This window comes from Rhodococcoides navarretei (assembly GCF_038069675.1).
GTDB lineage: Bacteria > Actinomycetota > Actinomycetes > Mycobacteriales > Mycobacteriaceae > Rhodococcoides > Rhodococcoides navarretei.
Genome location: NZ_JBBPCN010000001.1, coordinates 4,230,759 through 4,252,330, shown reverse-complemented (window position 1 = coordinate 4,252,330; position 21,572 = coordinate 4,230,759). Strand labels below are relative to the sequence as shown.

Sequence of the window (21,572 nt, the reverse complement as noted above, 5' to 3'; positions counted from 1 at the left end):
GAAGCGTCCGGGTTTCGGCGACGCAGAGGATCCGCGCGGCGATACGAGGCCTTCGAGCCGATCTGTAGCGCCTGACCCAGGCGCGAGAACTGGTGTTGCGCCGCTACGCCGGGCGTCCATCACCTGGGTGATGGCCAAGCGGTGGCTGGAGAACAGTTCGCTGATCCACCCAATCGAGGTAGGACCCCAAACACCCATCCCACGTGCCCCGGAGTAAGCGGTGGGGACCAACATGTGGCGATCAGGTGTCAATGCGGACCTGCCGCTCAGTCCGCCTCTTCGCCGATCCACTTCGCCAACAAATGGTGGATGTGACGAATTTTCACTTCTTGATACCGAGCCAACGGCAACGTCTTCGACTGCGCGGACTTGAGGCCCTTGTGCACCTTGGGCATGTTGTACGCGTCCTGGTCGAACACACGCGCCGAGCTACCGAGAACTGTTGCTTCCAACCAAGACTGCTCGGGCTCGAGCCACTGGGTCTTGGCCGGCTTCGGCCGTTCGCCCTTGAACGGCGCGAGCAGGTAGACGTCCATGATCGAGGTTTCGTGGTTGTCTCCGTTCGGGCGGAACCGGTAGACGATGCGCTGGTACGCACCCCATGGGTGGAAGTTCGGGAACACGGTGTAGTACACACTGTCGAGCGACTCGGCGTCGGACATGTTGTCGGCCTTGACATCTCCGATGATCTCGCGCAGTCCTTCACGTGCGAGCATGCCCGACATCTCTCGGGCGGACATGCCGTCGGGCAGCGTCACCATCGGATCCTCGTCGATCCGAGCGTCGACCATGGAGTCGAACATCTCCTGCTCTGACGGTACGAAGTTGATGTGTGGGCTGGGTACGCCGTTGGCGGTGATGCCACGGTTGAAGTTGCCCCAACTGTCGTACTGGCTGTTCGAGTCACCGGTGCCGACGACGCGTTGCGGATGCGTGGTGATGACGTGGAACGCCTCGGAGAACGCTTCCTGCGCGATCTTCCAGTTCGCCTGGATCACCTGTGCGACGTGGGCCTGAATGTAGCGATCCTCCAACGGCCATGCCTCGAAATGCTTTCCGAGGTCACCGAGAAAGCTGTCCAGCGACTCGGACGTGGGATCCATGTTGATGAAGACGAAGCCGCCCCAGGTGTCAACTTTGACCTGCGGAAGGTCCATCTTGCCTTTGTCCACCTGCGGGAAATCCCAGGCACACGTCATCGACTTCAGTGATCCATCAAAGTTCCACGCGAAACCGTGGAAGGGGCAACGTAATTCGTTGCCCGCCGGGCCGTCCTCCTCGCGGAGGGTGCGTCCGCGGTGCAGGCAGGAGTTGTAGAAGGCCCGGATGCCCATGTCCTTGCCGCGCACGAGAAGAATGGACTTCTCGCAGATCTCGTAGACCAGGGTGTCGCCTGGCTCAGGGATCTCCTCCTCGCGGCACGCCATCTGCCACACCTTGTACCACACTCGGTCCCGCTCGAGTTCGTGGTACTTGCGGCTGATGTAACGCGAGATCGGGACGAAGTTCTGGTCCTCGTACATCTCGTGCGATTCGATGCGCAGGATCTCGGGTACGGGATGGGTGTCGGTGTCCAGGAGTCGTTGGTAGCCAACGCCGTTCTCGATGAACCCGGGTTCCGCGGCGGGGCGTTCTTCGGTGTTGGTCACAGCTTGCCTCCCTGTTCGAGCGTGATGGCGCGGGCCTCTTCTGCCAATTTGTCGGACTGCATCTTCTCGAGCAGTTTCGCCGCACCCATGAACCGCCGGTTCTGTGTGATCGGAACGGGTTCGCGGGGACCGAGCCCGACCCACCGGGCCAGCTCGGGGTCGACCGCTTTGACTTCGCCGTGGAGGTAGCGGCCCTCGGGGTCGAACGTTCCGGTCTTGCCGTGGCGGTCGGTGACCAGAACGTTGAAGTCGTCATCGAATTCGTAGATAGCGTGGCTCATCGGATGCTTGATCTGTCGCATCACAATCTCCTTGGAACGGGGCAACGCCCTTACTTGGTGTCGAATACACTAACTGTAGCAGCGAACAGTGATCGCAAGCACACTTTTCTTGAGGCTGACTCCAAAAACTCGGGTCACGTGCGCGCTGTCCACCGCAGTGCCTCCGCCACGAGTTGGCGGTAGACCGGATCGGCAAGGGTTGGCGGCTTGTCGCCGGGCTGCAGATACACGAGCCGACTTCGCCCATTGGTTTTCGTCCACCCGACCAGCTGCGAACCTTGCCGGTGGGTCCAGTCCTCGCGTTCGTCGCGGCGGCCCGCCATGGCCAGTGCCGTCGACCAGTGCACGGCGTCGGTCATCTCCGCGTCGGTGCGCAACAGGGGAGTGACGTCATCCTCGAAGACTTGGCACAGGTAGGTCTCGTCGACGAGGTCGAACGAGTCGGGGATGCCGAGGGTGATCGGGTGCGAACGATCGGCAACGGTGATGGTCTGCGGAACTGCGTGTCGGTAGCCGGAGTCCGGGCAGTCGACGCCCCGGACGACGCCTGGCTGGTATAGGTATCGGCCGCCCACGAACTCCGCCCACTCGTCCCAGTTCGCCCACGAGGCGATGGCGTGATGCAGCACAACGTACCCGTGGCCGCTGGTCGGAGCCGCGGCTACCGCAGCGCGTACGGCCTCCGGTGGATCGGACGGTGTTGGCAATGTGCCAGGCATGTCGTAGTGCAACGAGACGTCGAACCGAGCCAGGTCGTCCGGGCCGAGATCCGCCTCCGGGTGTTCGTGCCAGAACACGTCGCCGGGCAGCGAGTCCAGGAAGTCGGCGAAGGCATCGCGATCGAACGAGTGCCCACCGGTGAATGCCGCAATACGCATGAACGGGTGTCCCATCGATGAAATTCAACTGGTGATGCAGTCAAGTTACTCGATGAGAGTGGTAGTTCAGCGTCCTTCGATCATCTTCGAGCAGACCTCGGTGGTCGCCGCCCGCAGTCGAGGTACGGAAATGCCGGCCAACGGCCCACCCTCGATGCGCAGCGGCTGGATGGCGATGGTCGTGGCGATCATCGTCCGCACCCGCAACGACCGCGCGGCCTGTAGCGCTGCCGCGGACCGCTTGTTGGCCGGTGTCTCCGCAACCGGGAAGTAATCGAAGGCACGCCGGATGTGCCGGTCCTCGTACTCCTTCGTCAGGAGGCGAGTCCCGGGTGTGGCGCCGCCGGCCATCTGTAGGAACAGCATTCTCGCCGCGTTCGGGTGTTGAGCCGTCCAGTCCCACACGGCGTCGATGACGCTTTTGAACGTGTCTGCGTCGGCCTCGGCGTCGTCCGGCCGGGCCTGCTGAGCGGCGGCGGAGCTGGCGTCCATCGCATAACCGAGGGCGCTCTCGAACAGCTCTTCCTTGCTGGCGAAGTGGTAGTAGACCGCGGTGGGCACCATGCCCGCAGCCTCGGCGATCTCCTGTATCGACGTTTCTGCGAAGCCTTTTCGGGAGAAGACGCGAACGGCCGCTTTGACGATGAGGTGCCGGCGCGACGGCCGGTGGGCAGAACCCTTCGGTGCAGTGGGCTCGGCGGGCGTGTCGCTGTCTGCGTAGGAAGGCCCCGGCGATTCGGCGACTACCGGATTGTCGTCGGCGGCGGGCGATGAATCCCAGCCGGTCGGCGTCTCATCGGCGTGACCGTCTTCGTGGTCGCTGCTTCGTCGTCGTGGCACGTGCCCTAATTTACCCGCTGGTGTACGTCGCGACACCCGATCGGGCGGTGGGTGCCATGATCTAGTGCATGGCAGGCAAGGGAGTGGTACCGAAGCGGACCGCGACGGCTCCGACGAACAAGGGTGCGAAGAGGGCGGCGCATCGTCCGTCGCGGCGTGAGGTCGTGGTCGACGCCGCGATGCACCTGTACTCGGTTCGGTCCATCGAGGACGTCACGGTTGCCGATATTGCCGCTGAGGCCCAGATGACTTCTGCCGCCGTCTACTACCACTACCCGTCGAAAGACGAGGTTCTGCTCGGCGGGCTGCGGCTCTATGCGGACGGTTTGCTCGACGAACTTCGTGCCGAGGTCGAGAACGATGCGGACGCCTCTCTGGGTGACATCATCGTGGGATTGCTGGAATGGACGGACCAGCACCGAGCCGCGTCGCTCGTGTACTTCGTGCGCTCGCCGGGATGGAGCCTGTCGATCGAGTCGCTTCGACGGGAAGTGCGTCTGACGATGCTCAACGTCTTCACCGCCGAGCTACGGACCCGGAGCGGCATCACGACGCGAGCGAAGCAAGCCGCCGCCGCGACTGCGCTGTCCAGTTTGCTCGAGGTCTCCGTGTCGTCCTGGCTGACCGAGGACACCGTTCTCGCCAACCTCGGACGTCGGAGGTTTTCCGAGGAGGTACGCGAACTGGCCGCCGACATCTGCAGTCTGTGACGATATCGCTGGAGTCGAACACTACTAAGTCCTTCCAGGCTGGCAGTCGAACAGCGATTTTGCGGAAGTATCTTTAGGCCAACGACAGTTTGTGGTTGACTTGGCATCATGCTCAGTCAGTCGCGTGCCCGATCCATCGATCTCGACAACCCATTCGCGCCGCTGACCGGATTGTGCGAACTGGTCCTGGTACGTCACGGCGAGCAGGTGCTGAGCAAAGAACTCAGCGCCGGTGAGACGGTCGATCCGCCGCTGTCCGACCTCGGCGAACGCCAGGTGCGGGCTGTGGCGCAGAGGCTGGCCACGGCTCGGGTCGATGCCGTCTACAGTTCTCCGCTTCGGAGAGCATTTCGTACCGGAACCGAGATAGCCGCTCGACACGGACTCGTCCCCGTGGTGCGGGACGACCTCACCGAGTACGAGCCCTGGCAGAAGTTCCCTGCCGACCGCAGTCCCTTCGACGCCCTGCCGCACGACGAAATCGCCACGATCTTTCGTGAGCACATCAGGACGCGTCGCTACGACGCGTTCCCCTACGCCGAGGATGGGGCAGAGTTCCGCGCCCGTGTACTCGGTCAGATCTCCGCGATCGTCGACTCCCATCCCGGTGAGCGGGTGGTGGTGACCTGCCACGGCGGTGTCATCAACGCGGTCCTTGCCGATGCTCTGGGAAGCGGTCTGGACATGCCGGTTCGAGTCCACCACACCTCGATCAGCGTGGTTCGAGGTGCCGACACGCGCCGAGCGGTCCAGTCGGTCAACGATTTCTCTCATGTACTCGACTTTCAGACATCCGTCGGAGCCATGAATCTCTAAGCCCTGCAGTTGAACACCGATCAAGGAGTCATCAGATGGATCTGGATCTCAAAGGCAAGCGCGCCATCGTCAGCGGTGCCAGTCGCGGCATCGGCCTCGCAATAGCCCGCACGCTGCTCGCCGAAGGCGCATCGGTCGGTGTGTGCGCGCGCGGCGAAGAACACCTCAACGAGGTGTCCGCCGAATTGTCCGAGCTCGGAACGGTTTTCCACAAAGCAGTCGACGTGGGTGACGCCGACGCCGTGAAATCGTTCGTCGACGATGCGGCCGAGGCGCTCGGTGGCATCGACATCGTTGTGGTCAACGCCTCCGCTGCCACCGGCAAGGGCCCGCAGGCGTGGGTCGACAGCTTCAACGTCGACCTCATGAGCCTGGTCAATTTCATCGAATCGGCCGCGCCCCATCTCGAAGCCAGCACCTCGGCGTCGGTGGTCACCATCAGCACCACGTCGGCGCTCGAAGCCGGTCCGATCACCACCGCCAACAGCTACGGTGCGCTGAAAGCTGCCGTACTGCAGCACTCGTCGGCCCAGGCGCGTGCGCTAGGACCCAAAGGTATTCGCGTGAACGCAGTGTCGCCGGGACCCATTTTCTTCGAGGGTGGTGCCTGGGAGACCATCCAGACGAGTCGTCCCGCTCTGTACGAGGCTGCACTCGAGTCGGCGTCGCTGGGCAAACTGGGTGCAGCACAGGACGTCGCGAACGCCGTGACTTTCTTGGCGTCACCCGCCGCCGGACACGTCACCGGAATCAACATGGTGGTCGACGGCGGCTTCACCAACCGCTTCGATTTCTGAGTCCCGTCATGTCATCTGATGTGACCGGCACAGCCGACCTGGTGATCCTCGGCGGCGGGTCCGGTGGGTACGCCTGCGCGTTGCGGGCTGCCCAACTGGGCATGTCGGTGATCTTGATCGAGGCCGACAAACTCGGTGGTACCTGTCTGCACAACGGATGCATTCCGACCAAGGCACTACTGCATGCGGCCGAGGTCGCCGATTCCGTCCGGGAGGCCTCGAGCTTCGGGATCAAGGCGACCCTCGACGGTATCGACATGAGTGCGGTGAACAGTTACAAGGACGACGTGATCGCCGGCCTGTACCGCGGGTTGCAAGGCCTCGTCGCTTCCCGCGACATCGAGCTCGTCGCCGGACGGGGCCGTCTCGGCGGTGACCGCACTGTCGAGGTCGAACTCGCCGACGGTGGTGTCGCCACCTATCGCGGCGAAGCGCTGATCCTCGCAACCGGCTCGCATTCGAAGTCGTTGCCGGGCTTGGACATCGGTGGTTCGGTCGTGACCAGCGACCGTGCTCTGGAACTCGACACCCTCCCGGACAGTGTCGTCGTCCTCGGCGGCGGAGTGATCGGGTGCGAGTTCGCCAGCGTCTGGTCGTCGCTCGGTACGCAGGTGACGATCGTCGAGGCGGCGCCCACTCTGCTGCCGACCGAAGACCCGTGGACGTCGAAACAGATCGAGCGGGCGTTCCGCAAACGCGGGATGGTGTTGAAGACGAACACGTCTTTCAGCGCCGTCTCTACACAAACAGCCGGAGGCGTGCACGTCGAGCTCGCCGACGGATCCACCATCGATGCCGACCTCATGCTCGTGGCCGTCGGTCGCGGTCCACGCACCGCGGACATGGGCTTCGCCGAAGCGGGCGTCGATCTCGATCGCGGGTTCGTGGTCACCGACGAGTGGCTGCAGACATCTGTACCGGGCGTGTTCGCCGTCGGTGACATCGTGGCGGGGCCACAGCTGGCCCATCGCGGTTTCGCACAGGGAATCATGGTGGCCGAGCAACTGGCCGGTCTGGACTGCATGCCCCTCGCGGACAGGGGAATTCCGCGAGTCACGTACTCCAACCCCGAGGTCGCGTCGGTTGGCTTGACCGAAAGCGAAGCGGCCACGGAGTACGGAGAGGTCGAGACCGTCGTCTACGACCTCGGTGGTAACGGCAAGAGCCGAATCCTCCGCACGGCAGGCGGCGTGAAGCTGGTGCAGGCCGGCCCGGACGGACCGGTGGTCGGCATCCATCTTGTCGGCGCACGCGTCGGAGAGCTCATCGGGGAAGCGCAGCTCATCTACAACTGGGAAGCGACCGCGGGCGACGTGGCCCAACACGTGCACGCGCACCCTACTCAGGCGGAGGCATTGGGCGAGGCGCATCTGGCCCTGGCCGGCAAACCGCTGCACGCGCACGGCTGATCACCGAAAGAGACCGATCGCTGAAAAGAGGACTGGATGGCGGGACCTGCAGGCCGGCTCGACGCGGTCGTAGTGTGCGGTGGGCAGTGGCACGACTTCGATTATGCGAGGCTGCAACTGCTGTCGGCGCTGAGCGAGTACGAGCAGGTCCGCACCAGGGTGTTCGAGGACTACGACTGCCTCGATGCTCTGGCTTCGGCCGATCTGCTGGTCACCTACACGTGCAATCGGGTGCCGACCGACGTTCAGCAGAAAGCGTTGGAGGCGTTCGTCTCTCGCGGTGGCCGCTGGCTGGCATTGCACGGCACGAACTCCGCGATCGACCGGACGCCGGATGGATCGCCGAGCAAGTACGTGACACCGCGAACCCTGGGTGACCTCGCCGGTGTGCTGGGGAGCCAATTCCTGGGGCACCCGCCGATCGGGCCGTACACGGTGGAGTTCACCGAACCCGCGCACCCGTTCGTCGCCGGGATCGACCCGTTCGAGGTCACCGACGAGCTCTACGTCAGTGAGCTTCATCCACCGATTCGCGTCCTCGCCCACACTCGATTCGTCGGTGAGTCGACGGGATTCGCCGAGGGGCACACCACCGAGGACGAGCCCCGGCCCGTCCTGTACCTGAAGGACCACGGCGACGGGACGGTCTGTTACTTCACGTTGGGGCACTGCCGGGGCCGGTTCGATGTCCAGGACCTCGGAATCGACGACCTGGGCCGGGTAGACCGAGGGAGTTGGACAGTCCCCGAGTTCCGAACGGTCTTCCAACGGTGCCTGTCGTGGGCCATCACCGGAGAGACGACGGCCCACCACTGAGCTCGGTCAGATGATGTCCACCGTGTCGAGAACCCTTTCGGCGTATGCCGAGTCGCCGTCGACCGCCACGTGTTTGCGCCACGGGCTGCGGGTGGTGCCCCACAGTACGAAATCGGTAGCGGCCGAGGTGATCACGGTGTCGGCGGCCGTTGCGCCGGGTTCGACGGTGAGCAGCTTCGAACCCGGCCGCAGGGTCCACTCGCCACCGCCGGGACCGGTGAGTCGCACCCCCAGCGGGCGGTCGAGTACCCCACTCACCGGAGTGCACATCTGCGGCAGCCCGGTCCACATCCACTCGACGGCGGTGCGCACCAGATCGTCTTCCGGGGCGGGTACCTCGCGAGTGACCGGTCCCTCGGATCCGAGTAAGTCGACGTACATGTGACACCACATGTCGAAGGCGAACGCATCCGAAAGCTGATGCGTGCGATAGGTTCCCAGATCGGTCAGTGTCATCGGGGTGGACGCCGTCTCGGTCTGCTGCATCGCGTCGAGAACCGCCATCGCGCCGTCGATGTTCTCGAGGAACTCGTCGGCGACCTGTGAGCTGGACCAATTCCGGCGCGCGTCGACCAACTGGTTCTGCAGTTCTTCGGCGGTGCTCGGTGCAGGCGCGGACGGATCGGCGGGCGGCGGATCGACCATGACTGCGAAGTTCGAACCGGTATGCGCCACCAGATCTTTCACCGACCAACCCGCGCATCGGCTGGGAGCCAACCACTCATCGGCGGTGAGGCTGCGGACCACGGACCCGTATCGGTCGGCAAGTACTCGACTGGCCGATAGTCCTGCCTGGCTCATGACTTGTTCACCGCCCCGGCGTCGATGGAGTACTGGGATGCTGTGACGTTGCGCGCTTGATCCGACACCAGCCAAGCGACGAGGTTGCTCACTTCGCGCGGGTCGATCCACGGGACAGGCAACAGGTTCGAGACCTTCATCGTTTCTGCGGCCTTTTCCCTGTTCGGGTTGGGATCGCCCGGGGAGAACAGGCCCCACGTTCGTTCGTTCTGGATCATCGGTGTGTCGACGCCGGTCGGGTGAATGGAATTCACACGGATACCGTGCTTACCCAGTTCCTGTGCGAGGCTCTTCATCAGCCCGACCACGCCGTGCTTGCTCGCCGTGTAGTGCGGAGCATTGGCGTAACCCTGCATACCGGCCGTGGAACTGGTCAGCAGGATCACTCCGCCGTCACCTTGTTCGACGAGCTGGGGGATGGCCACCTGCGCTGTGAAGAACACCCCGGTGAGGTTGATGTCGATGACGTCGCGCCACGACTCTTCCGGAACGTTGGCCGCATCGTGGCTGATGAAGATGCCTGCGTTGGCGAGGACTATGTCGACACGGCCGAGTTCCGCGATTCCGGCGGCGAAAGCTGCTTGCAGACCGGCGAGGTCGCGAACGTCGGCTTGCCGCGCGACGATGCGACGGCCCATCCCTTCGATCAGGCTTACGGTTTCGTCGAGGTCGGACGGTTCGGCGAGTGAGTAGAACGGCGTGACGCTGTCGATGGGTTTGCAGATGTCCACCGCGATGATGTCCGCGCCTTCCTCGGCGAGGCGTACTGCGTGCGACCGCCCCTGCCCGCGTGCGGCTCCGGTGATGAAGGCGACTTTGCCGTCGAATTGGCCCATGAGATTCTCTCCTTGAAGTGGTCGGTCGGGGAGCCGTGGCTCAGTAGTTCGCGGTGCCGCCGTCGACGCTGAGGATTGCACCGGTGATGCCGGCTCCGGCGTCGGATGCGAGGAGCATCGCCATCGCTGCAACTTCTTCGATCGTGTTGGGGCGCTTGAGCGCCGACTCTTCGGCGAACAGCGCGACCATCTCCTCGAAAGACATACCCATGGCCTTGGCGGTGGCGGGGCCGTTGTTCTTGATGATGTCGGTGATCACCAGTCCGGGGCAGATGGAGTTGACGGTGATGCCTTCGGTACCGACTTCACGGGCGATGGACTTGGTCATGCCGTTAATAGCGTGCTTCGCGGCCACATAGGCGGTGAACACCGGCTTGCCGTGCTTGCCCTCGACCGACGAAATGTTGATTATTCGGCCGGACTTGTTGGGCAGCATGTGTTGGAGGGCTCGGCGGGTGGCCCAGAAGTTCGAGTTCAGATTCCAGTTCATCACCAGAGTCCATTCCTCGTCGCTGAGGTTGGCCGTGGGTTGGAGGTCCTTGGCCCCGCCGGCGTTGTTGACCAGAACGTCGATGCGTCCGAACGTGGCGACCGTTTGCTCGATGAAGTCCTCCACATCGGACTGCACGGTGACGTCTCCGGGGAAGAAGGCAGCGCGATCACCGACCCCGAACTGGGCTAGAGCTTTCTCGCCTTTGTCCTTCGAACGCCCGTTGAGGGACACCTTTGCTCCCTCGGCGAGCGCTGCTTCGGCAATACCCCGTCCGATTCCCTGGGTTCCACCCGTGACGGCAACGACCTTGTCTTGCAGTTTCATTGATCTTCTCCCATACCGATTCGCTCAGGACCACGGACAAGTAACTTGTCATCGTCTACAGTCTTGCATGTAGAGTGGCTTACGTCACAGTATTTCTGCAGTCTGAATCAAAAAACTACCCACGAGGTGCAATCGCCGATGTCTGAGACGAGAACTGAAATGGCCGATCAGCGTTGGTTGGTCGACACCGACCCGAGCCCCCGTCTGCCCGTGTACACGCGGCTCAACGCGAGCGACGTGCTGTCGGACCCGATCACCCCCCTCGGTGCAGATTTGGGCTGGATTCAGAACATCTTGCCCGGGTGGAACTTCGGGTATGCCAGCCTCGGTAGCTATTCGCTCGCGGAAAAACCCGACGTGGCAGCCTCGTCCGGCATCTTCTACGGGCACCTCTACATCAACCTCTCGATGTCTCGCCTCGTCGGTATCCGCGGCGGTCTCCCGGTGGAACTCGTCGATCAGCTCTTCTACGGCGGAGACCCGAACATTCCGGCGTACGTCGGCCATCCCGACGACGAGAACGCCGAAGCCGGCCGCCGGCTGGAGGCCCGCAACGCGTGGGCGCTGTCGACCGAGACATTCCCGGAACTCGAAGAAGACCGGACTCTCGCCGACCGCTTGCGGGCCGAACGACCCGACCTGTCCGTACTGACCCCAGCGGCGCTCGTCGCGCGAGCCCGGTCGGTGATGCCGCTCGAGCGCGTCGCGTGGCGCGGGGAAGTGATCGCCACCAACTGCGCCGCGGTGGGTCCCGCAGTACTGGGCCAGCTGCTGGGCGCGGAGAACCAAGACCTCATCGTCACTCTGGTCGGTGCGGCCGGCGACGTGGACTCGGCTATGCCGTCGTATGCGTTGTGGGAGCTCGGCCGGTTGGTCCGCGCGGACGAAAAGCTGATGGCAGCCTTCGATTCCGGAGTTGCGGGTGTCGGCGAACGCATTGCCGGAATCGACCCGAAGTTCGACGCAACCCTCGACCGGTTCCTCCTCGACTACGGATACCGCGGGCCCAACGAATGGGACCTCGGGTCCGTCTCGTGGGAGACCCGGCCCGAGCTCGTCCTTGCCCTCATCGACCGGTTGCGGCTGCAGGACGACTCGGCTGCGCCGGACGTAAAGCTGTCCGATCACGCGTCGACCGGAGCCGACGCATGGGCCCGAGCGCAGGAAATCGTCGGAGACGACGAGGAGGGACAGGCGACGCTCGCGGCGGCGCTGGCGTCGGCTCGCCGGTTCGCTGCATGGCGTGAGCGCGCCAAGACCAACTGCATCAAGGTGCTGCACGAGGCCCGCGTGCCGCTCGTGGAACTCGGTCGCCGGCTCCACGCCGACGGTCACCTCGACTCGGCCGACCACGTGTTCATGGCGGTCGACGACGAACTCGACGCGCTGGCAAGCGCCCCCGAATCGATGAGATCTGCTCTGGCGCAGCGACACCGCGACTGGCGGGAGTTGTTCGGCCTGGAGCTGCCCACCTTCCTCGACACCCGTGAACCGATCCCGGCCCTGTCGACACTGGGCCGCACCGGTCAGTCGGTCGTTGCCCCTGTGAAGGTCGGCGACGTCCTCCAGGGCTCCGGAGCCTCGCCTGGCATCACGCAGGGCCGCACACGCGTGATCACGTCGATGGCCGAACTGGCCACGTTCGAGGTCGGCGACATTCTCGTTGCACCGCAGACCGATCCGTCCTGGACACCGTTGTTCATGGTCTCCGGCGGTGCGATCACCGACGTCGGTGCCATGGGGTCGCACGCGATGATCGTCAGTCGCGAACTCGGAATCGCCTGCGCAGCCGGTGTTCAGGCCGCTACCCGTCGCATACCCAACGGGACGCTCGTCGAGATCGACGGATCCAAAGGCACGGTCACGATCCTGGAACTGCCGTGACCACCGGGGTCGTGACCAGCACACGGGCCGTCTTCCTGTCGGAGCGTCCGAGTGGTGACCCCGGACCGCAGAATTTCGAGATCCGTGACCTCCCCCTCGCCGAACGCACCGCCGATCAGGTACTCGTGCGCAACCTGTTCATGAGTGTCGACCCATCGATGCGGGGACGGTTGGCGACGTCGGAGATGCACTACACCACGAACTTTCAGGTGGACGCGCCGCTCGACGGGTCCGCACTCGGTGTGGTGGTCGACGGTACCGAAGACGTGCCCGCGGGGTCCTATGTGAGGCATCGTCTGGGCTGGCGCGAGCACGCGGTGGTCGACATCGCTGCGGCCACCGTGATCGAGCCGCGGGGGATCGACCTGCACCACTGGCTCGGGGTACTCGGCCAGACGGGCTTCACCGCCTACGTCGGACTGGTGCGTGCGGTTGGATTGCGCACCGGTGACACTGTGTTCGTCTCCGCAGCAGCCGGGGCGGTCGGCAGTGCAGCGGGCCAGTTCGCGAAACTGCTCGGTGCGTCGAGGGTCCTCGGTAGCGCCGGCGGGCCGGACAAGGCGGCGCTGCTCACGGAGCGATTCGGTTTCGACGACGGCATCGACTACCGGGAGCGGCCGATAGGTGATGCGCTGCGCGCATTCGCACCGGACGGCATCGACCTCTACTTCGACAACGTCGGTGGCGACCACCTGGTAGCGGCATTGGCATCCATGAATCAGCGTGGTCGGGTGGCGCTGTGCGGCATGATATCCAACGGGGGTCCGGACAGCCCGCCCATGGATCACCTGATGAACGCCATCCTGAAACGAATTACTCTGCAGGGCTTCATCGTCCGCGACCACGAGGACCTACGGCCCGAGTTCGAGGATCAGGTCGCGGAGTGGCTGGCATCCGGACGGTTGATCGCCGAGTCCACCATCCACGACGGGCTCGACAACGCGGTCGACGCGTTCCTGTCCATGCTCGGCGGCGGGAACGTCGGCAAGATGCTGGTCCGATTGTCCTGACGGCTCAGCGGAGATGACCCGTATCGTTGACCGATTCGATGACGAAGCGCTCCGAGCGCAGCACCGCGATGCGGCTCATGGACGTGTATCCGGGGTTGAAGAAGAACGGTGACGGCGCCTGCAGGATGTCGGACAACAGCGTGTTGATGGCACCGCCGTGCGACGCCACCACGGTCAGCTGACCCGGTGCCCGCCGCGTCGCGTCGAGGACCGCAGCGCGCATCCGCTGCGCGACTTCGGCTTTGTCGTACTTCGGAACGAAATCCTCGAACCGGCCTTCGGCGAATGCTCGACCCTGAGGTGTGTCGGCGATGGCCTCCGGGGTGGCGTAACCGGTGCGGTCGCTGTCCCATTCCCGGAACCGCTCGTCGACGACAACGTCGAGTCCGTGTGGTTCCGCCGCCAGTAACGCCGTCTGGTGGGCGCGCTTGTAGTGACTCGACACCACCTGCGCCACCGGTTCCCTGCGCAGCCAGGCCCCGAGGCGCTGGGCCTGGCCGTTTCCGGCGTCCCCGAGTCCGGGATCGGCCGAGCCCTCCTCATCCGGGAGGCCGTGCCGGACCAGAATCACCCGGCTCGCCGTGGCGAGCGTGTCCTGCGTCATGCGGTCACCGTGCCGCGCAGGTGTGCGGTGTCGTTGAGGGAATCGACGACGATCACACCGGAATCCAATTTCTGCACGCGCGCGATCGAGGTGTAGGCGGGATTGTGCCAGAACGTCTTCGGCATCTCGAGGATGTCGGCGACGACGGCATTGATGATGCCGCCGTGCGCCACCACCACCACCCGCCCGGAGGGATACCGGTCGAAGACCTGAGCCAGAGCCGACCGAGCGCGGGCGCGAAATTTCGGCAGATCGAGGGCAGGAACGTAGTCCTCGAACCGGCCGTCGGCCACCGCGCGCAGTCGAGCATCGTCGGGCGCCATGTCCTCGACGGCCATGTAGTCCTCGGGACTGATGTCGTCGTCCCACTCGCGCAGGTCCTCGATCACCAGATCGAGCTCCCGATCCATGCCTGCCGCAAGCTCTTCCGCCGTCTGCCGGGCCCGAACCAGGGGACTGGCAACGATCGCGTCGATCTTCTCGTGTCGCAGCCACGTCGCGAGCTTGCGGGCATCCGCGATGCCCTCGGGGGCCAACCCGGGATTGTGCACCCGCGATACGGGTCGGCCGTGCCGGACCAGAAGAACCTCGATCATGACTACCTTTCAGCGGAGCGGACTTCGGGAGTGCCGGCGTCAGCCGGCGATGGTGCGTTCGGTGCTCCAATACGGAGCGCGCATGACTTTCTTGTCGAGCTTCCCCATGGCGTTGCGGCTCAGTTCGTCGACCACGACGTACTTCTTGGGACATTTGTAAGAAGCCATGGAGCCCTTGGCGAACCGGGCCAGTTCGTCCACGTCCAGCTCGGTGTCGGGACGGGCCACCACAAGGGCCAGCAAGGCCTCGCCGAGGTCGGCGTCCGGCACGCCGATCACTGCGACTTCCGCGACGGCGGGGTACGTCGACAGAACTCGTTCGCTCTCTGCGGGATACAGGTTCACGCCGCCGGAGACCACCATGTCCGCCACTCGATCGGTGATGAACACGTACCCGTCGTCGTCCACGTAGCCGACGTCGCCGAGAGTTGCGACGCCGGGCAAAATATATGCAGCTGCGGTCTTTTCAGGATCGGCGTGAAAGACGACGCTGCGCTCGGGCGGGGTTCGAAACCCGAGAATCCCGACCTCACCACGGCCCAGCTCGGCTCCGTCGGATCCGACGACCACGGCTTCGAACGGCGGGACCGCTCGGCCCACCGACCGTGGGTGCTCGAGCCACTCCGTCGAGTCGATCTTGCACACCGAACCGATCTCGCTGCCGCCGTACGACTCGACGAGCACCGGACCGAACCAGTCGATCATCGAACGCTTCACGTCCGCAGGGCACGCCGAACCCGTGTGTGCGACGTACTCCAGTGAAGACACGTCGTGGCGCGAGCGGACGCGATCGTCGAGTCCCAGCAGACGCTGGAAGTGCGTGGGAACCATCAGTGTCGACGTGACCCGGTGACTGTCGATCAGCTCCAACGTGCGTTCGGCGTCGAAGCGGCCCATCACCACCACGGGCCGGCCGGAGAGCAGATGGCGTATCGCGGTCAACGGGCCGTTGTGCTGCAGCGGTCCGACGACGAGGTGGACGCCGGCGGGATAGCCGGACCGTGCGGACACCGCGTCGACGAAGTCCGCGGCGGTCTCGGCGGGAGCGGGCAACCAGCGCACCTGCGTACCCCGGGCGCGGCCGGTGGTGCCGGAGGTATAGACGAGCGGTGGTCGAGGCGGACGCTCCGTCGCCGGCGGCGACGGGGACACGTTCTGCGTCGACGCGACGAACTCGGACCAGTCGACGCCGCCGAAGGCATCGGCGTTGTGGATGATCACCGCCCGGAGGCCGACGTGGAGCCCCGCTTCGAGGGACGACAGAAGACCGAGTGGCCCCGTCACGACGGCCACGGACCCTGAGTCCAGCAGCTGATCGGCCATTTCACCGGGCTTGAGCTGTCGGGAGACGGCCACCGTGCCGACGCCCCGCCGTATGCAGGCAACGTGCGTCAGAAGGGTCTCGACGGTGTTCTCGCCGATCACGGCGATGCGTTCGTCGGAGTCGGGCGCGATGTCGATCAGTCGTGCGCCCAGGGCGTCGAGGGTGGTGGCGACATCGATCCAGTTCATCGCTCTGCTGTCGTCCACCAGAGCCAGGCCGTGCGGGTCGGCCGTCGCTCGCTTCCTGATCAGGTCGAGCATGGCTCACTCCTTCAACAATTCGGTCCTCGGATATGCAAGAGTAACTTTATAGTGATTCTACTTACATTCGGCTACTGTTGTGTCCATACTGTAGAAGACATAAACAAAGTCCCGCCGGGATGCTCGTTGCATCGTTCGGACCAGAGAAGAGGTGTACGTGGTGACTTCGACCGCGACCGACCCAACCCGTGAGGCCGTCGAGCCGATCGGATCCAACGATCCGACACCGAGCCGGGAGATCCTGCTGGATCTGCATCGCCGCATGGTTCGGATCAGGCAATTCGAGACCGAGGCCGGCCGGCTGATGGAAGGCGGCAAGCTGCCAGGGTTCTTACACTTGTACGTCGGCCAAGAAGCCGTCGCAGCCGGTGCGATGAGCAATCTGAGGGACACCGATCAGATCTCCTCGACACACCGCGGACACGGTCACGCCGTCGCCAAGGGTGCCCAGTTCCGCGAGATGTTCGCGGAACTCTTCGGCCGCGTCGACGGATACTGCAAGGGTCGCGGTGGCTCGATGCACATCAACGACCTGTCCATCGGCATGCTAGGCGCGAACGGCATCGTCGGCGGCGGTATTCCGATCGCCGTCGGTGCCGCGTTCGCCGCCAAGTACCGCGGCGAGGATTCCGTCGCCATCCCGTTCTTCGGTGACGGGGCGAGCAACATCGGCGCGTTCCACGAGGCCGCAAACATGGCCGGCATCCTCGACCTGCCGGTTGTATTCGTCTGCGAGAACAACGGATACGCGGAATTCACCGCACTGCGGGATCACATGAAGCTCGAGAACGTCGCCGATCGCGCACCGGCCTACGGATTTCCCAGCGAGATCTGCGACGGTATGGATGCGATCGCGGTGCGTGCCGCAGTCGGGCGTGCGGTCGAACGGGCCCGCAACGGCGGTGGACCCACCCTGGTGGAGGCCAAGACCTACCGCTACTACGACCACCAGGGCGTCAAGGGACTTCGCAAGACCTACCGCACGCAGGAAGAGGTCGAGGCGTGGAAGGAACGCGACGCCATCAAGCTCCTCGAAGCCCGAGCCGTGTCCGAAGGCCTGGTGACCGAATCCGAGTTCGCCACCGTCTGGGCCGAAGTGGACGCGGACATCGCAGAATCCGTGAGCTTCGCCGAGGCCAGCCCCTTCCCGGACGTGGCCGACTTCGCCCTCAACGTCTACAGCGACTGAAGAATCGAAAAGGCTGAAACGATGTCTACTGCAACAGAAACATCACCGAATTCGACTACCCCGGCAGAGGCCACGACGGCTCGCGTCACCACCTACGTCAAGGCGTACAACGAAGCCGTCGCGCAGACCATGCGTGAGGACGAGGATGTCTTCGTCATCGGCGAGGACGTGGCCGGATACGGCGGCGTCTTCCACATGTACGACGGACTTCTCGATGAGTTCGGGCCGCGGCGCATGGTCGACACCCCGATTGCCGAGATGGGCCTCATCGGTCTCGGCGTCGGTGCCGCAGCGCGCGGGCTTCGTCCCGTCGTCGACATCATGTTCATGGACTTCCTGGCCGTCGCCCTCGACCAGGTGGTGAACCAAGCCGCAAAGATGAAGTTCATGTACGGCGGCGAGGTCAAGGTCCCCATGGTGATTGCGGTCGCCTACGGGGCCGGCGTGAGCGCGGGTGCGCAACATTCGCAGTCGCTCGAAGCCTGGCTGGCCCACACCCCGGGCCTCAAGGTGCTGATGCCGTCCAACGCGTACGACGCGAAGGGCCTGATGGTCTCGGCCGTGCGCGACGACAATCCGGTCGTGTTCATGCTGAACAAGGTGCTCCTCGGAGCGCGAGCCGAGGTGCCGGAGGAGATCTACTCGATCCCCATCGGTCAGGCCGCGATTCCGCGGGAGGGTGACGACGTCACCATCGTCGCCTTCGGTCGCATGGTCACGGAGGCACTGAAAGCCGCTGACATTCTCGCCGAATCCGGAGTCTCGGTCGAGGTCGTGGACCCGCGATCGGTGCAGCCTCTCGACACCGCCACCATCGTGAAATCGGCGTCGAAGACCAACCGCATCCTCGTGGTGCACGAGGCTGTCACGTTCGGTGGCATCGGTGCGGAAGTGACCGCGCAGATCCAGGAAGAAGCGTTCGACTACCTCGACGCACCGGTCCTGCGTATCGGCGCGCCGTTCACCCCCGTGCCGTTCAGTACTCCGCTCGAAAAGGCCTACGTGCCCGACGCCGACCGCATCGTCGCCGGAGCCCGCCGCTTACTCGAAAGGAACTGAGAAGTGGCTCAGCAGATCGTGCTTCCGAAGCTGGGTCTCACCATGCAGGAAGGCGTCATCGGGGAGTGGGTGGCAGAGGCGGGCCAGCGCATCGGCCTCGGCGACGTGCTCCTGCGACTCGAGACCGACAAGGTCGATATCGACGTGGAAGCCGAAGCCGAAGGCATCCTCGCCACTTCCGCGAAGGCCGGCGACGTCCTGCCGGTCGGCGCGGTGATCGGCTGGCTTCTCGGTGACGGAGAACAGGCACCGAACGGTGTCGCCGCCCCCGCGACCACGGATGCCGCCGTCGACGACACCGCATCGGTAGTGGCTCCCGCGGCAACACCGGTTCCGGCCGACGGCACTCGACTCAAATCGTCGCCGAACGCCCGCCGCGTCGCCGCGGCGTCGAATGTCGATCTCGCTGCGATACACGGCACCGGCCCCGGTGGGCGCATCGTGTCCGAAGACGTCGAGGAGTTCCTCGCCGCTTCCCCGGCACCCGCATCTCAGCCACCCGCTTCTCCGGCACCCGTGAGTGTGACCTCCGAGCCCACGATCATCTCCGAATCCACTGCCTCCGAACCGAAGTCTGCGGCTGGACAGTTCGTCGGCCCGCTGATTCGGCACCGGGCAGCCGAGCTCGACGTGGACCTGACTCGGCTCGTCGGCACCGGAATCGGTGGCCGCATCACGAAAGCCGATGTGGAGAACACGTCTGCGCCACGGCCTGTTGCGACTGCGTCAGCGCCGACGCCCGATCGTGTCTCCGGTCCGCAGCCCGGTGACGTCATCCCGCTCACGGGTATGCGCGGCGCGATCGCCCGCAACATGGTCGACAGCCTTCACACCATGGCGCAGCTCACCCACGGTTACGAGGTGGACGTCACTGCGCTCGTCGCCGTTCGCGAACAACTCAAGACCGAGAGCGTGCAGACCGATTCGAGGCCGCCGAGCCTGAACGACTTCGTCGTCAAAGCTGCCGCCCTTGCGTTGCAACAGCATCCGGTGCTGAACGCCGGGATCGCCGACGACAAGGTGACACTGTTCGAGGAGATCAACATCGGAATCGCGGTCGCAGTCGACGGCGGACTCCTGGTTCCCGTTGTGCGCAATGCCGACGCTCTGTCGCTCACCGCAATCGCCGGCCGCACCGGCGCGGTGGCCACCGCTGCTCGGACGGGCAAACTGGGGTTGACGGATATGGAGGGCGCGACGTTCTCGGTCAGCACACTCGGTGCCTATGGTGTCGACTTCTTCACCCCGGTCGTCAATCCGGGCAACGTCGCCATTCTCGGCGTCGGCCGGGTCAAGGACGGATTCCGTTGGGAAGGTGAGACTCCGGTGCGGACGCAGATCATGACCCTGAGCCTGACCTTCGATCACCGAGCGGTGGATGGTGCTCCCGCGGCGGAGTACCTGCGCACTCTCGGCACGATCCTCGCCCGGCCGCTGAGCTTGCTGGCCGGATAGCGCGCATGCTCGCGGTCGACGAGGCGCTCTTCGTACAACTGGATCCGCCGGTGCTGGCCGGAAGCGCCTGCGACGATTGTGAAGTCGTGGCGTTTCCGCCTGCAGCGCGGTGCCCGGGGTGCGCCGGTACGGCCGTGTCGCGGCGCGCGCTGCCGACACGCGGGTCGGTCTGGACCTGGACCACCCAGGAATTCGCGCCGAAGCCGCCGTTCGAAGTGCCCCTGTCAGGGTTCGAGCCGTTCGTCGTCGGCTACGTGGATCTCGGCAGCGTGCTGGCAGAGGCTCGCATCGTCGGCGTCGTCGCGATAGGTGACGAGGTCGAACTTCGATTGCTCCCGGTCAGCGACACCGAGGTCACGTTCGCCTTCGAGAAGGTCGAGCGATGAGTAATTACGACGTCTACATCGTCGGCACCGGCATGCATGCGTTCGGTCGGCACAACGGGATCTCGGGTCTGGACATGGGTGAGCATGCGCTGCGCGCCGCCTTGGCGGACGCCGGACTCGAGTGGTCCGACGTCGACGCGGCCGTCGGGGGCAGCAACGTCTCCGGAAAGCCGGACTCGCTGGTCTCCCGTCTCGGCCTGACCGGAATTCCGTTCACGACTGTCAAGAACGGTTGTGCCACAGGGGGAGTGGCGCTGTCGACGGCCACCGACATGCTGACCGCACGCCGCGCGAACGTGGTGGCGGTGGTCGGCTTCGACAAACACCCGCGCGGTGCGTTCGCGTCGGACCCGGCCGCCTACGGTCTGGACCCCTGGTACGCCCGAACCGGCATGATGGTCACCACCCAGTACTTCGCGATGAAGACTCGCCGGTATTTCCACGAGCACGGGCTGGACGAGTTCGCGCTGGCAGCAGTGTCCGAACGCGCCTTCGCCAACGGGGCGGCACATCCCATGGCGTGGCGCCGAGAAGAACTCACCGCCGAGCAGGTCCGCTCGTCCGCCATGGTCAACGACCCGCTCACGCGATACATGTTTTGTTCGCCGGGTGAGGGCGGCGTCGCACTCGTTCTCGCGCGCGGAGACCGAGCGCACGACCTGTGCAACAGACCGATTCGGCTTGCTGCGGTGGAGGTGCGCACCCGGCGGTCCGGATCGTTCGAGGTGTTCTCGCCATGGCTCGCTCCCCGTCCGATACACAGTCCGAGCATCGATGCGGCCGCGGCGGCGTTCGCCGCAGCCGACATCGAACCCGGCGAAGTCCACGTGGCGCAGTTGCAGGACACGGACTCCGGCTCCGAGATCATTCACATGGCGGAGACAGGCCTGTGCGAGCACGGCGAGCAGGCGACGTTGCTCGACTCCGGTGCCACACACCACGACGGCTCCATGCCGATCAATACCGACGGCGGGTGCTTGGCGGGCGGCGAGCCGATAGGCGCGTCGGGGTTGCGGCAGGTACACGAGGTCGTTCGGCAATTGCAGGGCCGGGCGGAGGGTAATCAGGTGCCGGGCCGGCCGACGGTGGGCTTCACCCACGTCTACGGCGCACCCGGGTTGTCGGCGTGCACCGTCCTGACTGCGGAATGACGAA

General features: G+C 64.8%; 22 protein-coding genes. 12 read left to right on the top strand and 10 right to left on the bottom strand.

Annotation, left to right across the window (positions count from 1 at the left end; all coding sequences use genetic code 11):
- Positions 1-266: 266 nt before the first annotated feature.
- The 4 genes from AABD04_RS19960 to AABD04_RS19945 all read right to left on the bottom strand — a co-directional run bounded on the left by AABD04_RS19960 (position 267) and on the right by AABD04_RS19945 (position 3,648).
- On the bottom strand, positions 267-1,649 hold the full coding sequence (locus AABD04_RS19960) for an aromatic ring-hydroxylating oxygenase subunit alpha (protein ID WP_341442268.1): 1,383 nt from the start codon (positions 1,647-1,649) through the stop codon (positions 267-269).
- Entirely contained in the window at positions 1,646-1,951 is a 306-nt protein-coding gene (locus tag AABD04_RS19955; RefSeq protein ID WP_094630315.1) for a hypothetical protein, read from the bottom strand. The genes AABD04_RS19960 and AABD04_RS19955 overlap by 4 nt, the downstream gene beginning before the upstream one ends.
- Positions 1,952-2,064: 113 nt before the next feature.
- Entirely contained in the window at positions 2,065-2,823 is a 759-nt protein-coding gene (locus AABD04_RS19950; RefSeq protein WP_341442267.1) for a ThuA domain-containing protein, read from the bottom strand.
- Between the two features lie 51 nt (positions 2,824-2,874).
- The gene (locus tag AABD04_RS19945; protein WP_341442266.1) at positions 2,875-3,648 is read right to left on the bottom strand and encodes a TetR/AcrR family transcriptional regulator; all 774 of its coding nucleotides are present in this window, start codon (positions 3,646-3,648) and stop codon (positions 2,875-2,877) included.
- A gap of 68 nt (positions 3,649-3,716) precedes the next feature.
- On the opposite strand from AABD04_RS19945, the gene AABD04_RS19940 reads away from it, so the two are divergent.
- The 5 genes from AABD04_RS19940 (at position 3,717) to AABD04_RS19920 (ending at position 8,196) form a co-directional block, all read left to right on the top strand.
- Positions 3,717-4,358: a TetR/AcrR family transcriptional regulator gene (locus AABD04_RS19940; RefSeq protein WP_341442265.1), complete on the top strand. Its 642-nt coding sequence runs from the start codon at positions 3,717-3,719 to the stop codon at positions 4,356-4,358.
- 108 nt (positions 4,359-4,466) lie between these two features.
- Complete coding sequence (locus AABD04_RS19935; RefSeq protein ID WP_341442264.1) at positions 4,467-5,174, top strand: histidine phosphatase family protein; 708 nt, start codon at positions 4,467-4,469, stop codon at positions 5,172-5,174.
- 35 nt (positions 5,175-5,209) lie between these two features.
- On the top strand, positions 5,210-5,971 hold the full coding sequence (locus AABD04_RS19930) for an SDR family NAD(P)-dependent oxidoreductase (protein WP_032369204.1): 762 nt from the start codon (positions 5,210-5,212) through the stop codon (positions 5,969-5,971).
- Positions 5,972-5,979: 8 nt separating this feature from the next.
- Positions 5,980-7,380, top strand: a complete 1,401-nt coding sequence (lpdA, locus tag AABD04_RS19925) for a dihydrolipoyl dehydrogenase (protein ID WP_341442263.1) — start codon at positions 5,980-5,982, stop codon at positions 7,378-7,380.
- A 36-nt stretch (positions 7,381-7,416) separates the two neighbouring features.
- Positions 7,417-8,196, top strand: coding sequence for a ThuA domain-containing protein (locus AABD04_RS19920; RefSeq protein ID WP_341442262.1), 780 nt, complete (start codon positions 7,417-7,419; stop codon positions 8,194-8,196).
- A 6-nt stretch (positions 8,197-8,202) separates the two neighbouring features.
- On the opposite strand, the gene AABD04_RS19915 is transcribed toward AABD04_RS19920, so the two are convergent.
- From AABD04_RS19915 to AABD04_RS19905, 3 genes are read right to left on the bottom strand one after another with little or no spacing between them, the layout of a single operon-like run.
- Positions 8,203-8,997, bottom strand: a complete 795-nt coding sequence (locus AABD04_RS19915) for a maleylpyruvate isomerase family mycothiol-dependent enzyme (protein ID WP_341442261.1) — start codon at positions 8,995-8,997, stop codon at positions 8,203-8,205.
- Complete coding sequence (locus tag AABD04_RS19910; RefSeq protein ID WP_341442260.1) at positions 8,994-9,833, bottom strand: mycofactocin-coupled SDR family oxidoreductase; 840 nt, start codon at positions 9,831-9,833, stop codon at positions 8,994-8,996. Before AABD04_RS19910 ends, AABD04_RS19915 begins: the two co-directional genes overlap by 4 nt.
- Positions 9,834-9,873: 40 nt before the next feature.
- Positions 9,874-10,650 carry an SDR family NAD(P)-dependent oxidoreductase gene (locus tag AABD04_RS19905; protein ID WP_341442258.1) on the bottom strand — a complete coding sequence of 259 codons (777 nt, stop codon included), beginning with the start codon at positions 10,648-10,650 and terminating at the stop codon, positions 9,874-9,876.
- 159 nt (positions 10,651-10,809) lie between these two features.
- Between AABD04_RS19905 and AABD04_RS19900 the strand changes: the two genes are divergently transcribed.
- Positions 10,810-12,534, top strand: coding sequence for a PEP-utilizing enzyme (locus tag AABD04_RS19900; RefSeq protein WP_341442257.1), 1,725 nt, complete (start codon positions 10,810-10,812; stop codon positions 12,532-12,534).
- Positions 12,531-13,544, top strand: a complete 1,014-nt coding sequence (locus AABD04_RS19895) for an NADP-dependent oxidoreductase (RefSeq protein WP_341442256.1) — start codon at positions 12,531-12,533, stop codon at positions 13,542-13,544. The genes AABD04_RS19900 and AABD04_RS19895 overlap by 4 nt, the downstream gene beginning before the upstream one ends.
- A 4-nt stretch (positions 13,545-13,548) precedes the next feature.
- Here the strand turns inward: AABD04_RS19895 and AABD04_RS19890 are convergent, their stop codons facing one another.
- From AABD04_RS19890 to AABD04_RS19880, 3 genes are read right to left on the bottom strand one after another with little or no spacing between them, the layout of a single operon-like run.
- Positions 13,549-14,148 (bottom strand): histidine phosphatase family protein, encoded by a 600-nt coding sequence (locus AABD04_RS19890; protein WP_341442255.1) that lies wholly within the window; start codon positions 14,146-14,148, stop codon positions 13,549-13,551.
- Entirely contained in the window at positions 14,145-14,744 is a 600-nt protein-coding gene (locus tag AABD04_RS19885) for a histidine phosphatase family protein (RefSeq protein WP_341442254.1), read from the bottom strand. Before AABD04_RS19885 ends, AABD04_RS19890 begins: the two co-directional genes overlap by 4 nt.
- Positions 14,745-14,783: 39 nt before the next feature.
- A complete protein-coding gene (locus AABD04_RS19880) occupies positions 14,784-16,328 on the bottom strand; it encodes an AMP-binding protein (RefSeq protein ID WP_341442253.1) in 1,545 nt (514 codons plus the stop codon).
- 160 nt (positions 16,329-16,488) lie between these two features.
- Here AABD04_RS19880 and AABD04_RS19875 point away from each other — a divergent pair, with 160 nt between their 5' ends.
- The 5 genes from AABD04_RS19875 to AABD04_RS19855 are packed head-to-tail and all read left to right on the top strand — an operon-like array spanning position 16,489 to position 21,568.
- Positions 16,489-17,517, top strand: a complete 1,029-nt coding sequence (locus AABD04_RS19875) for a thiamine pyrophosphate-dependent dehydrogenase E1 component subunit alpha (protein WP_341442252.1) — start codon at positions 16,489-16,491, stop codon at positions 17,515-17,517.
- A 21-nt stretch (positions 17,518-17,538) separates the two neighbouring features.
- A complete protein-coding gene (locus AABD04_RS19870) occupies positions 17,539-18,576 on the top strand; it encodes an alpha-ketoacid dehydrogenase subunit beta (protein ID WP_341442251.1) in 1,038 nt (345 codons plus the stop codon).
- Between the two features lie 3 nt (positions 18,577-18,579).
- The gene (locus tag AABD04_RS19865; RefSeq protein ID WP_341442250.1) at positions 18,580-20,031 is read left to right on the top strand and encodes a 2-oxo acid dehydrogenase subunit E2; all 1,452 of its coding nucleotides are present in this window, start codon (positions 18,580-18,582) and stop codon (positions 20,029-20,031) included.
- Positions 20,032-20,036: 5 nt separating this feature from the next.
- Entirely contained in the window at positions 20,037-20,417 is a 381-nt protein-coding gene (locus AABD04_RS19860; protein ID WP_341442249.1) for a Zn-ribbon domain-containing OB-fold protein, read from the top strand.
- Positions 20,414-21,568, top strand: a complete 1,155-nt coding sequence (locus tag AABD04_RS19855) for a thiolase family protein (protein ID WP_341442248.1) — start codon at positions 20,414-20,416, stop codon at positions 21,566-21,568. Before AABD04_RS19860 ends, AABD04_RS19855 begins: the two co-directional genes overlap by 4 nt.
- The last annotated feature ends 4 nt before the right edge of the window (positions 21,569-21,572 follow it).